Origin of the sequence: Ruegeria sp. SCP11, assembly GCF_040329455.1 — a bacterium.
Lineage (GTDB): Bacteria > Pseudomonadota > Alphaproteobacteria > Rhodobacterales > Rhodobacteraceae > Ruegeria > Ruegeria atlantica_E.
The window spans coordinates 107,340-120,126 of the sequence record NZ_JBDZYG010000011.1 but is presented as its reverse complement, the minus strand read 5'-3'; the positions used below and the strand labels follow the sequence as shown (position 1 = coordinate 120,126).

Annotated in this window: 13 protein-coding genes; 11 read left to right on the top strand and 2 right to left on the bottom strand. The window is 56.2% G+C overall.

The features are described 5' to 3' along the window. Positions 1-2: 2 nt before the first annotated feature. The 5 genes from ABLN94_RS17225 (at position 3) to ABLN94_RS17205 (ending at position 4,298) form a co-directional block, all read left to right on the top strand. Positions 3-1,241, top strand: a complete 1,239-nt coding sequence (locus ABLN94_RS17225) for an NAD(P)/FAD-dependent oxidoreductase (RefSeq protein WP_352994623.1) — start codon at positions 3-5, stop codon at positions 1,239-1,241. 28 nt (positions 1,242-1,269) lie between these two features. Next, entirely contained in the window at positions 1,270-2,010 is a 741-nt protein-coding gene (locus tag ABLN94_RS17220; RefSeq protein WP_352994620.1) for an aspartate/glutamate racemase family protein, read from the top strand. A gap of 37 nt (positions 2,011-2,047) precedes the next feature. After that, on the top strand, positions 2,048-2,776 hold the full coding sequence (locus tag ABLN94_RS17215; RefSeq protein ID WP_352994617.1) for a TSUP family transporter: 729 nt from the start codon (positions 2,048-2,050) through the stop codon (positions 2,774-2,776). 61 nt (positions 2,777-2,837) lie between these two features. Next, the gene (locus ABLN94_RS17210; protein ID WP_352994614.1) at positions 2,838-3,809 is read left to right on the top strand and encodes a D-cysteine desulfhydrase family protein; all 972 of its coding nucleotides are present in this window, start codon (positions 2,838-2,840) and stop codon (positions 3,807-3,809) included. 144 nt (positions 3,810-3,953) lie between these two features. Further along, positions 3,954-4,298 (top strand): RidA family protein, encoded by a 345-nt coding sequence (locus ABLN94_RS17205; protein ID WP_352994611.1) that lies wholly within the window; start codon positions 3,954-3,956, stop codon positions 4,296-4,298. A 30-nt stretch (positions 4,299-4,328) separates the two neighbouring features. On the opposite strand, the gene ABLN94_RS17200 is transcribed toward ABLN94_RS17205, so the two are convergent. Beyond that, entirely contained in the window at positions 4,329-5,225 is an 897-nt protein-coding gene (locus ABLN94_RS17200; RefSeq protein ID WP_352994608.1) for a LysR family transcriptional regulator, read from the bottom strand. Positions 5,226-5,331: 106 nt separating this feature from the next. Between ABLN94_RS17200 and ABLN94_RS17195 the strand changes: the two genes are divergently transcribed. The 6 genes from ABLN94_RS17195 to ABLN94_RS17170 all read left to right on the top strand — a co-directional run bounded on the left by ABLN94_RS17195 (position 5,332) and on the right by ABLN94_RS17170 (position 10,653). Next, positions 5,332-6,087: a class II aldolase and adducin N-terminal domain-containing protein gene (locus ABLN94_RS17195; protein WP_352994606.1), complete on the top strand. Its 756-nt coding sequence runs from the start codon at positions 5,332-5,334 to the stop codon at positions 6,085-6,087. A gap of 4 nt (positions 6,088-6,091) precedes the next feature. Further along, positions 6,092-7,120, top strand: a complete 1,029-nt coding sequence (locus ABLN94_RS17190; protein ID WP_352994603.1) for a fatty acid desaturase — start codon at positions 6,092-6,094, stop codon at positions 7,118-7,120. Further along, positions 7,121-7,969 carry a 3-methyl-2-oxobutanoate hydroxymethyltransferase gene (locus ABLN94_RS17185; RefSeq protein ID WP_352994600.1) on the top strand — a complete coding sequence of 283 codons (849 nt, stop codon included), beginning with the start codon at positions 7,121-7,123 and terminating at the stop codon, positions 7,967-7,969. Next, a complete protein-coding gene (locus ABLN94_RS17180) occupies positions 7,948-9,267 on the top strand; it encodes a M24 family metallopeptidase (protein WP_352994597.1) in 1,320 nt (439 codons plus the stop codon). The genes ABLN94_RS17185 and ABLN94_RS17180 overlap by 22 nt, the downstream gene beginning before the upstream one ends. A 4-nt stretch (positions 9,268-9,271) precedes the next feature. Further along, positions 9,272-9,583: a non-heme iron oxygenase ferredoxin subunit gene (locus ABLN94_RS17175; protein WP_352994595.1), complete on the top strand. Its 312-nt coding sequence runs from the start codon at positions 9,272-9,274 to the stop codon at positions 9,581-9,583. Between the two features lie 221 nt (positions 9,584-9,804). Next, positions 9,805-10,653, top strand: a complete 849-nt coding sequence (locus ABLN94_RS17170) for a Rossmann-like and DUF2520 domain-containing protein (RefSeq protein ID WP_352994592.1) — start codon at positions 9,805-9,807, stop codon at positions 10,651-10,653. Between the two features lie 107 nt (positions 10,654-10,760). Here ABLN94_RS17170 and ABLN94_RS17165 read toward each other — a convergent pair whose 3' ends face one another. Continuing rightward, complete coding sequence (locus ABLN94_RS17165; protein ID WP_352994589.1) at positions 10,761-12,569, bottom strand: SulP family inorganic anion transporter; 1,809 nt, start codon at positions 12,567-12,569, stop codon at positions 10,761-10,763. Between the last annotated feature and the right edge of the window lie 218 nt (positions 12,570-12,787).

Here is a 12,787-nt window from a genome sequence, read left to right as displayed (position 1 = left end):
CGATGACCGAACAAGTCACCATCATCGGCGCTGGGATCGTCGGCATCTGCTGCGCCCTGTCCCTGCAAGAACGCGGCATCCCGGTCCGGCTTATCGACCGGGGTGAGCCGGGGCAGGAAACCTCGTTCGGGAATGCGGGCGTGGTTTCGCCGTGGTCGATCATTCCGCAAGCGGTTCCGGGCATTTGGAAGAAGCTGCCGCAGATGCTGATGGACCCCAAAAGCGCGCTGTCGGTGCGGCCTGCCTTCTGGCCGAAGATGATACCGTGGGGGCTGCGCTTTCTGGGCAAGTCCGGCGAAAAGTCTGTGCGCGAAGTCTCGGATGCGATGGAGATTTTATGTCGCCCATCCATCGACCTATACCGTCGGCATCTGCTAGGTACCGGGCACGAAGACCTGATCGCAGACAGCTACTATATCCACGCGTTCCGTAACCCGGAAGAGGCCGACCTAGACGGGCTTGGTTATCTGATCCGCCGGGAAAAAGGCGGCGAGTTGGAGCGTGTCGACGGCGCGGAGTTACGGCGCCTTGAACCCGCGCTGTCGGAGGAGTTCAAGGCCGCGATTGTGATCAAAGGCCAGGCGCGTGCAACTTCTCCGGGACGGTTGGGCGCGGTTTTAGCCGAAAAAGCGCGTGCCCAAGGTGCTGAATTCGTTCGGACCGAAGTCACTAAGCTGAGCCGCGCCGAGGATAACGGGTGGCAGCTTGCCACGTCGCAAGACACGTTGCGTGCGCGCAATGTTGTCCTTGCGGCCGGAGTGTGGTCTGCCGATCTGCTGAAACCCCTCGGACTACCCGTGCCACTAGTTGCCGAACGGGGCTACCATGTTGAATTCCCAAGCCCTTCAGCTGTGCTGAACAATTCCGTCATGGATGTGGATGCAAAGGTCGTCGCAAGTTCGATGCAGGGCGGCCTGCGGGTTGCCGGCACTGCTGAATTTGGCAGCGTTGATGCCCCGGCCGATCCGCGAAAGGAAAAGATACTGACCGATCAGGCCAAATCCTTGGTACCGGACCTTAATACAGACGAAGCACAGTTCTGGATGGGACGGCGTCCCTCTTTTCCCGACAGCCTGCCCGCGATTGGACCGCTCAATGGCAAAGAGGGGCTCTACACTGCGTTCGGGCATTCTCACTATGGCCTGATGATGGCACCGAAGACCGGAGAGCTTGTGGCGGATCTCGTGTCTGATCGCAGCCCAAATATCAGTTTGGACCCATTCTCGCTGGCCCGATTCTAAATCTCCAATTCGAAAGGACCTAAGCACCATGCCAATATACGAAGGTGGTCAAAACATCTGCGGGGCTTCGATCGGGGTTTTGTGCCTAGAAAGCTATTTCCCAAAACCGCCCGGGCATATCAAGAACCCGTCCAGCCTTCCGTTTCCGGTGCTCTATGAAATGATCGACGGCATCACCGTCCCGACCCTGCTAAACAACCCCACGCCCGAACTGCTGGCCCCCTTTATCGAGGGCGCGCGGCGGCTTGAGGCCGAGGGCGTTCGAGCCATCACAGGAAGCTGCGGATTTCTGGCTTTGTTTCAAAAGGAACTGGCCGCGGCTGTTTCTGTGCCTATCTTTGCGTCCAGCCTGATCCAGGTGCCTCTGGCATTTCACATGACCGGAGCGAATGCTCCGGTGGGCGTTCTGACCGCTGATGCGTCAGCACTGACGCCGAGGCATTTCGAAGGTGTCGGAGCGGCTGGTATTCCCGTTGCGGTACAAGGGTTGGAGGATACCAGCGAATTCGCTGAGGTGATCTTGCGGAACACACGGACCCGCATGGACACCGATCTGATCGAGGCCGAAGTTCTAGAGGCGGCGCGGCGACTAAAACACCAAACACCTGAAATTCGGTCGCTGGTACTGGAGTGTACCGATTTGCCGCCATATGCCGCGCGCCTTCAGGCAGAGCTGCAACTTCCAGTCTTCGATTTGACGACACTGGCGCAGATGGCGCATACCGTTGCGACGCGCCAAGCCTATGGCGGCATTATGCCTTGGGCGTAAAGGGATAGTAGTATCGCGCGGGACGTGGGGGATTTTAGTGTCCGTTGACTTTGCCATCCTGATGGCTGCCATCGGTCTTGGCGCAATGCTGCAAGTCGGCGTTGGCATTGGGTTTAGCATCATTGCGGGGCCACCGATGATGATCCTGCTTGGGACATCGACGGCGGTTCCCGTACTGCTGCTGTTGAACACCGTTGTATCGGCGGTGGCGACTGACCGGCACGTGCTCAAGGCCGACAGACCGACAATTCGAACAGCAATCATCGGATGCCTCATTGGAGTGGTTGCAGGCCTCGCCGTCTACCCCTTGTTGAGCGAGGCGTTTGTTCTTGGCTTGACGGCCAGCCTGTTGCTGATCGGGCTTCTTACAACCTTGCTGCCCTTGCGCCGCTCAATTGGAACCGGGGGATTTTCAGCTGTCTCTGGATTGTCTGGACTGGCAACCGTTTGGGCGGCGACCCCCGGCCCTCTTATGGTTTTCGGATTGATTGCGAAAGGCCGCTCAGCCAAAGAGGTTGCAAAGCTGGTTCAACCCATTGCGCTGGTGGCGTACGGCATCGCATTTCTTTTGCACAGCCTGTCAGAGGCGCAGGCGTTCACTTATGGACCGCAACTATGGGGCTTCGTTGCACTCACACTGATAGGTAGCCTCCTTGGTCGCGTCATAGGCCCGTACTTGCCACAATCGCTCGTCACAGCAGCTATCCGCGTGGTCTCTTTGATAGCCTGCTGTGTTCTCTTTCATCGCGCATTTACGATCGCGTAAAATCGAAGGGCAGACGATGACACAAAGTAACAACTTGGACAAATTTCCACGAGCCCAACTCATGTCTGGTGCAACACCCTTGGAACAGTTGGACAGATTGTCTTCGGAATTGGGGATAGACCTTTGGCTGAAACGCGATGACCTGACCGGGTTGGGGTTCGGTGGAAATAAAACGCGGCAGCTCGAGTTCTATTTTGGGGATGCACTTCAGCAAGGTGCCGATACCATTCTGATCACTGGCGCTGTTCAGTCCAACTTCGTTCGGACCGCGGCAGCCGCTGCCGCCAAATTGGGCATGCAATCCGTGCTGCAACTGGAAGAGCGTGTGCCGGATATGGGCGAGGAATACTACAGTTCCGGTAATGTCTTGTTGGCACAGATACTGGGCGCCGAACATATGAGCTATCCCGAGGGTGAAGACGAAACCGGCGCGGACGCTGCGTTACACGCGCGCGCCGAGGAACTGAAAGCTCAAGGGCGCAAACCCTATGTCATTCACCTGGGGTTGAACCATCCCCCCTTGGGTGCCTTGGGCTATGTCGTCGCCGGACAGGAATTGTGCCAGCAGATGCCAGACTTCGATGCGGTCGTCGTCCCGTCTGGTAGCGGAGCCACACATGGAGGCTTGTTGACGGGAATAGCCCTGGAAGATAACGCCGGTTCTGTGTTTGGGGTCTGCGTGCGCAGGAATCGCGAAAAGCAACAGGCCCGAATGAGTACCGTCCTGCAGAAACTGGCGGATTTGCTAGGTATCGACGCAGCGCCTTTGCAGGACAGGATCAACGTACTGGATGAAGCGTTGCCCCCCGGTTACGGCAAAGTAAGCGGAATGACTCGCGCTGCATTGGAAAAAATGGCGCGCACCGAAGGAATATTCCTTGATCCAGTCTATTCCGCGAAAACCTTCGCGGGGTTACTGCATCTGGTGAGTGCAGGAGAAATTCAACCCGGGCAGAAAGTCGTCATGTTGCACACGGGTGGGTTGCCTGCGCTCTTCGGGTATCAAAACGAGTTGGTAGACAACCTATCGTAAAACCAACCAAAACAGTCCCGAAACCCTACCTACTTGCGCCTTGGGTTTTTTATCGCAGGACGCGAAAAAAACCTTATCTGCCAATCGCTATTTTGGCGTCAACGAAAATCACCGCAAGTTTCCCAAACTGGAAAGATACAAGACATGACTATCACCCGAATTGAAACCGGCCAGCGCATGAGCAGGATCGTCAAGCATAACGGCGTCGCCTATCTGTGCGGCCAGATTTCGGACGCATCTACAGTCGCTGAACAAACACGCGACATCCTGGCTAAGGTTGAAGACCTGTTGACCAAAGCCGGCAGTGACAAGACGCGGATTCTGAAATGCGAAATCTGGCTGGCCGACATGGCAGACTTTGCTGAGATGAACGCCGTTTGGGACGCCTGGGTGCCCGAAGGCCACGCTCCAGCCCGTGCCTGCGGAGAGTCCAAGCTCGCGCGCAATGTACTGAAGGTTGAGATGATTGTGACGGCTGCCTACGACTGAACCACCTCCGACTGGCGTTGGATCAATCGGTTAGAGAACTGTTTCAATTCCGCTCTCTGTTTCTTCGCGAAGCCAGTTTAAAAAGGCTTCGCGTGCAGGGGTCATTGCATGCGGAGACGGCGGAAACAGATAGTACCCTTCGGCTAGCTTTACCTCAGCCTCAAAGGGCCGAACCAATTGCCCTTTTTCCAGCAAATCGGACACCAGTGAATCGTGGGCCATTGCCATTCCTGCGTTGTTCAGTGCCGCATTGACAGAAATTACGTAGGTGGACGCCAGATTGATATGTCCGGACCTGTTAAATTTCAGACCTCCGGCCTGACACCAGGCCTCCCATGTGCCAGTTGTTCCGGCGCAATCGAACAAAATTGCCGTTTCCAGATTCACGTTGCCGTTTTGATAATCCGGCGTGCAAACGGGAAAGAAGTTGTCCGTGGTCAATCTCTCGGCTGACTCAGGCATTTCTTCGGGGCGACCAAAGCGAATTTCCATCGCCGCCTGCGACGCGTGTCGTTCTGGATCCCAGATCGGAGTAACGATGTCGAGAACAAGCCAGGGATACCGTGCATAAAGCCGGTGAAGGCGCGGTGTCAGCCAAAAGACGGAAAACGCCATATTGCACTGCACCCGGACGATCTCGCCGCTGGGGGAACCGGTAAAAGCGCGGGTGCCGCTGGCAATCAGGGCAAAGGCCTCACGGATACTGGGCAAATAGTTCGCACCGTCCTCGGTCAACTCTAACATTCTGGTTTTGCGAACAAATAAATCTCGCCCAAGATAGGCTTCGAGGTTCCGCACATGCTGGCTGACGGCGGATTGAGTCAATCCAAGCTCATTTGCCGCCCGGGTAAAACTCAGGTGGCGGGCGCTTTCTTCAAAGGCACGCAGCCAGGTCAAAGGAGGCAATCCCGACGCTGGGTCAATCATGCATGATTACTCCATTAATTTTTTTAATGGCATAACCAAAGATTCATCATTTGTCACCAAACCACATCGTGGGGCATCTCTTTTTGAAATCTGGAGGAGATGCCAAATGCTGCAAACCGCGCATTCCGAGAACCTGACTCATTGGTCGGAAAGAACAGATCTGGCCGCGACTTTTCGCTGGACCGCTCGGCTGAACATGCACGAAGCGGTCGCCAACCACTTTTCCTTGGCAGTCAACGATGACGGCACACAATTCCTGATGAATCCCAATCAGATGCATTTCAGCCGTATCCGGGCCTCAGATCTGTTGTTGCTGGACGCGAACGATCCCGATACGCTGGATCGCCCTGGCGCGCCGGACCCGACCGCTTGGGGGCTGCACGGCTCGGTCCATCGCCACTGTCCGCATCACCGCTGCCTGATGCATGTACATTCTATCCATTCCACCGTTTTGGCTTGCCTGGCGGACAGTACCCTGCCGCCGATCGACCAGAATACTGCGACCTTTTTCAACCGCTATGTAGTCGACGAGCAATTCGGCGGGCTGGCCTTTGACGAAGAGGGCGAGCGCTGCGCCGCAGCCCTTCAGGACCCGAAAAAGAAGGTCATGATTATGGGCAACCATGGCGTTCTGGTCATGGGCAACAGCGTCGCGGACACGTTCAACCGCCTCTACTACTTCGAGCGCGCTGCCGAGACCTATATCCGCGCGCTGCAATGCAACGTGCCGCTGCGCGTCCTGTCGGACGAGATCGCCGAGAAGACCGCGCAGGAACTGGAAGATTACCCCGATCAGGCCGACCGCCACCTGGCCGAGCTGAAGGCCATTCTCGACCACGAAAACGACGATTACGCGAGCTGAGATCATGCCAGACTACGTCCCCACGAATGCGGCTTCTTCCGGTGTGAAGCTGGACAAGAAAACCCTGAAGTCCATCGCCGCCCGGTCTGATCGCCCGGGTCTGATCTATCTAGCCAAATGGGCGGTGGCCCTTGGCCTGACCGGTACGCTGGTCTGGCTGAGCCTTGGCATGCTCTGGGTCTGGCCTGCCATGTTCGTCCATGGCGTCGTGCTGACGGTGCCTGCCTATTCCTTCAGTCACGAAGCGGCGCATGGCACTGCCTTCCGCACCCGCTGGCTGAACGAGACCGTTCTGTGGGTCACATCGCTGCTGTATATGGAAGAACCGTTGCACCGGCGTTACACCCACACCAATCACCACACGCACACATGGCATGTGGGCAAAGACAGCCAGATGCCGTTTGACACGCCGATGGGTTTCGGCGGCTGGCTGACTGAGATCACCGGCTTTGGACTGCTGCGCTTTCATATGCAGGTATTCTGGCATCTGGCCATCGGTCACTACACCGACACCATGAAAATGGTGACGCCCGAGAACGAGTTCGCGAAAATGACCCGCAATGCGCGGATCATGCTGGTGATTTACGCGGTGATCGCGGTGGCTCCGTTTGCGGGCATCTGGTGGCCGGTCTGGTTCATCGTGATCCCGCGCATCATGGGCGCACCTGTTATGTTGCTGTTTACGCTTATCCAGCATGTCGAACTGCAGGAGAATTCGCCCTCGATCCTGGAAAGCACACGGTCTTTCCGCGGGCACTGGCTGGCCAACTTCCTATACATGAACATGAACAACCACGTCGAACATCACCTCTATCCGCAGGTGCCGTTCCACGCCCTGCCCAAGCTGGCCAAAGCGGTGCAGGACCAGCTGCCCGAACCCGATCCCGGATTTCTCTGCACCAACTGGGAGGTCTTCGTTGTCACGCTCCGCCGTTCGCTGGGCTTATCGACCAAGGCAGGATCAATCAGGCAGGCGCCCCACATGATTACTGACGGCGGGCCGATTGAGCGTGTTGCAGAAAGGACAATGTAAATGAAGCGGATCTATGATTTCAGCCGCAACCCGGCGGTCCGCAACTATACGGTCGCCGATCTGAAGGCACTGAAAGGCTCGGGCAAAAAATTGTCGATGGCCAATCCGGCGGACCGGGACCAGATTACAGCTTGCGTTGAGGCTGGCATCGACTTGTTCGTGGTTGGCACCGATCAGATGGAAGACGTGCGCGAACTGGCCCCGGCCCATTTCACCGGTGCCGGATCCAGCTGGGCCCAGTTCGGGTCGGACGATGAAATCGTTGCCCATGCTTTTGAAGCGATGCGGCGTGGGGCCGACATGTACTACACTCTGCGGTCCTTCGACGTGATGGAGCGTATGGCCCGCGAAGGTATTCCAGTACAAAGCCATATCGGTCTGATCCCCACCTTCAGCCATCACTGCGGCGGCCTCCGCGCCTTTGGCCGCAAGGCGGACGAGGCGATGGAAATCTGGACCACGCTGAAGCGCATGGAAGACGTCGGCGTCTTTGCGGTCGAAGCTGAGTGTATCGCCGAAGAAGTCCTTGCGGCGGTGAACGACAAGACTACGGTCGTCACGTTTTCCCTAGGCTCGGGCATGGCCGGGGACGCCATCTTCTCGTTCCTGGCCGACGTCTGCGGTGAGACGAGCGAAGAAGACAAACCACCGAAACACGCCTACGCCTTTGGTCAGGTCGGTCGCCTGCACAAGCAGATTCACACTGAACGCGTCGCCGCACTGGGAAAGTTCCACGTTGAAGTCACCGCAGGTAACTTCCCCTATCCGCAGACCAATATCTCGATGCATGCAGCCGAGAAGGAAAAGTTCCTCGAAGCCCTCGATAAATGGACACCGACGCACCAATGAACGACGCCACCGACTATAGCCAGGCCTTTGCCGCCAAGCCCCAGCCATTGACGCTTGAACAGGCTGCCTGGATTACACCGCCAATGCAGGCCGTCGATACCGAAGGGATGATCGACGTGCCGCGCATGCGCAGGTTTCGCCAGAACCGGTTGCGGGAACAGATCAGGGCGCAGGGCTTCGACGCGATCATCCTGGTCGAGCCGCTATCAATCCGCTACGCAACCGGCGTGCGCAACTGCACCCTGTTTCAGATGCATATTCAGGCCGGGTATCTGTTCATGCCCGCTGATGGTCCGGTGGTTTATTTCGACTCCGAGCCCGGAAGAAACACCGGCAGCACGTTGGAAACCATCGACGAGATCCGCGACGACCTGTTGCCGCTGTCTTACATGTTTGCGGGCCCGCGCCATGACGAGTGGACGCGCAAATGGGCCGATCAGATGGATGATCTGATCCAGAAGCACTGCGGTCAGGGCAAAAAGAAAATCGCCGTCGAGCGCGCCGGGTTCCATGCCGAGCAGGCTTTGGTCGAAAAGGGCCACGTGGTTTCGGATGTCGCCCCGGTTCTGGCCCATGCCCGTAAGATCAAGTCTCCCGAGGAAATCCTTGCCATGAACCTGACCATCGCGGTGGCTGAGGATGGCATGACCCGGATGCGCGACAATCTTCGCAATGGCGTGATGGAGCAAGAGCTGTGGGCGCATATGTGGTCGGCCCTGATCGAGGGCGGCGGAGAATGGCTGGATTACCGCCTGTTGGCCTCGGGCGAGCGGACGAACCCGTGGCAGCAAGAGGCGTCATCCCGCATGATCCGTGCCGGTGATCTGGTCGTGTTTGATTGCGGCATGGTTGGGCCGTTCAGCTATGGCGCCGATATCTCACGCGCCTTCCGCTGCGGGCCGGGACGACCGTCTGACTATCAAAAAAGCCTGTACACTATGGCGCATACCGAGGTGATGGAGAATACAAAGCTGGTCCAGAGCGGTGCGGCGTATTCCGACATCGCGCTGAACCGCCATCTTCCGCCTGCGGGTTTTGGCGATCAACCTTACCCCTGCATGATGCATGGTCTGGGCATGGCCGATGAATGGCCGGTGATCCTGCATTCCCCTGATCACCCGGAATTCTACGACGGCCAGCTTGAGCCCGGCATGGTGATTTGCGTCGAAAGCTATATCGGCGAGATCGGCGGGGTCGAGGGTGTGAAACTCGAAGACATGGTACTGGTCACGGAAAGCGGCCCGATCACCCTGTCACGATATCCCTTTGAAGAAGAACTGATGACGAAAGAGGTCTAGGCACATGAGCGACTGGATACAGGCATGCAGCACCGATGACATCGACGAAGAGGACCTGATCCGCTGGGATCACGGTGGTCAAACCTATGCGATCTACAACACCGAAAAAGGCTTCTTTGCCACTGACGGCCATTGCACCCACGAAGAGCAGCATCTGGAAGACGGGCTGGTCATTGATTGCATCATCGAATGCCCCTTGCATGGCGGCCGGTTCGACATCTGCACCGGCAAAGCGCTGTCGGCTCCTTGCACCGAAGATCTGAGAACCTATCCGGTCAGGATCGAGGAGGGCCAGGTTTTCATTCAGCTCGGCTGACATCACCACCCAACACAACCAGCTCCCAAAGCAGATGCGTGGCAATTGCATTTACTGATTATGTGTCCTGAGCCCAACTTGCATACGAAAACTCGGGACACGTGCATGGTCGCAGTGGGGCTGCGGTGCCGTGCGCCAATTCCAAGGTCAGCTAGCGCCCAGGCTCAGGTGTATTTAATGTAGGTTTGACCCAGAAAACTGAACCTGAGGGACAAGCGGAAATGAACCGAAACAAAGTAAACGTGATCGGGGCAGGTCGGGTCGGGCAAACTTTCCTGACCTTGCTGAACGCTTCTGCGGATTGCCAGATACAGGATGTGCTGAGCGCAAATTACGCTTCTGCGCAACAAGTTGTTCAACAGCTTGGCGCAGGTCGGGCTGTGGAACATATATCCGATCTGCGGCGCGCCGATCTTTGGATCATTGCAGTTCCGGATACTCAGATTTCAGCCGTTGCATCTGCACTTGCAAAAACACTGGCTGGGGCGGATGCGGACCAACCGTCAATTGCGTTTCACTGCAGCGGATTTTTTCCGGCCGACGAGATGATGCCTCTGCGCCAGTTGAATTGGTGCCTGGCCAGCGTTCACCCAGTCTTGTCCTTTGCTCACCCCGACAAGGCAAAAGACCAGTTCAAGGGTGCGCTTTGTGGTCTCGAAGGAGATGAGGATGCCATCGCATTCCTTCAACCAGTGCTGGAAAGCTTGGGCGCCTCATGTTTTTCAATCCATTCGGAAGGAAAAAGCCTCTATCACGCGGCGGCTGTAATCTCGAACAATTTCACCGTCGTGTTGCAGGCGATTGCACGTGAAGCTTGGGCCAAAGCAGGTGTGGCGGATGACATTATTCCCTTACTGAACGCAAAACTGCTGGAAAGTACCGTTGAGAATGTCATTGCCCTTGGGCCGCAAGACGCCCTGACAGGCCCGGCAGCCCGGGGAGACGAAAAGGTTGTTACCTCTCAAGGCAATGATGTTGCGCGCTGGCATCCCGAGGCAGGTGACGTCTACCGAACCTTGAGCACTCTGGCCAAAACATTGAAAAAAGACGGTGCAACCGGACGTTCATGATAGGTCAGAATCCATGTTGCAAACGCCAGGAAAACTTGACGGGCTCAAAACTATCCACCCTGACTTATGTAGGCATCGTTTTGCGGGTCAGACGCAATGTTTACAATTTACCGATCAACCAGATTAATACGTTTTAGTTCAGGCTGTGACGACAACCCGGTCGGTTTTGGTTTGTTTGCGCATTCGGTAAACACGCGTAATTTGCATCTACTGCAAATATCAAGGTCAACCTGATCTGTTGCTGCTTGTATGGCGTGACCCTTTGCGACATGCAGATGGTCTTTGCCAAGCTTTTCAACAACATGCATGCGATGTAATGCGCGCAGCAGGCTTGGATACATGGCAACCACATGAAAATCGCCGCCTGATTGACGGGCTTCTTTGATTTGCTGAATCAGAAAGTCCGCACCCGCCAAGTCCAACTTGCCCACGCCCTTGAGGGAAAACACCTTGATCTTCTGGTCTGGACCGCGTTCTTCGGCTTTTTCAAATGCGGCTTCCAACTGCTCGACAGACCCGAAGAACAATGGCCCTTCCATTCTTTGAACGCGAATCTGAGGGCATTCTGGCAAGTCATAGAGCTGCACATTACGAAAGCTGCGCTGACCCTTTTCAAGAGCCGGCGCTAAAACCGCCACGAAGGGAGCTGAACTCTGACGCAGGAACACAGTAAGCGAGGTGATGGTTCCGACCACGATGGCGGTATCCAAATGGGTGGTAATCCCGGTCAGAAAGGTGATGACCAGAATGAGCGTGTCACTGCGGCTGTTATCCAGAATGTGCCGGATTTCTCCGACATGTATAAGCTTGAACGCCACATACATGATAATGCCTGCCATCACCGGCACTGGGACATAGGTGACCCACGGCGACACAACCAGCAACAGAAGCAGCAAGAATACTGCAGCAAATATGGCTGACAGCGGTGTTCGTGCCCCCGATTCAGCGTTTAGCCCCGACCGCGTGAACGACCCAGACCCCGCATAGGCCTGCACAAAACCTCCAACCGCGTTAGACAGACCCTGCCCCACAATTTCCTGGTTGGAGTCGTATTTCTCACCCCTCCGTATCGCAAATGCGCGTCCGATCGATATTGCCTCGAGCAGTCCGATAAAGGCGACGGTGGCCGCTCCCGGCGCGAGGGTGGACAGCATGTCCAGATCAAAATCCGGCACTGCAAAGGACGGAATGACTGAAGGCAGGGCGCTGAACATCGCTATACCTTTTTCCGATGCGTTCAGCAGCCATCCAAGGCCAGAACCGAAGACAAGCGCCAGAAAATATGCCGGAAGCCGCCTATTCAGTCTGGATATGAGGAAAATACTCAGAAAGGTGGCAATCGCCAGAACTGCTGCCAGCGGGCTCACCTGATGAGTGTTTTCGAAAACATGAGAGATCCGGTCGATCACGCCATCTCCGCCACGCTCAACGCCGAGGGCATTGCTGATTTGCGAGACGGCGATCAGAACCGCAGCTGCGGCGGTAAAGCCAACCATGACTGAGTGTGAGATAAATGAGATCAGCGCACCCAAACGCATCAAGCCAGCTACAATCTGGAACAGGCCGACCAGGATCGTCAGGGTCAGGGCCAAGGTGACGTAGTCGGGTGTTCCGGGTGGGGCCATTCCCGATAGGGTCGCGAACATAACAGCCGAAATGGCCGTGGTCGGCCCCGACACCATTACCATCGAAGCGCCCCAGATTGCCGCGATGACCGGTGTGATCATCGCGGTATAGAGGCCGTATTCCGGTGGAAGGCCTGCAATAACCGCAAATGCTACCCCCTGCGGCAAAACAATCGCTGCATTGGTAAAGCCTGCAATTGCATCTTTCCCTATCGACTCTCGTTTCAATCCGCTCATCCACGGACGAATAGGGGAAAATGCATTAAAGATGTGCAGGACTCTGCCGGGCATTGCGTTCTCCAGGGGAGTGAGGTGCCAAGTTTGCGAATCAATTCGCTACTTATGCGTCAGTCCTATATAGGTTATGGGAATTTTTGCCAGATATATGTTGTTTATACTGGACGACAAGAAGCTGAGTAACCACCAGCTAGGGATCGGCACCCCCTTCCTGCAATTCCGCGCAATATTGCCAAAGACGCCCCTAACACATTAATAAAAATTGGTATTTT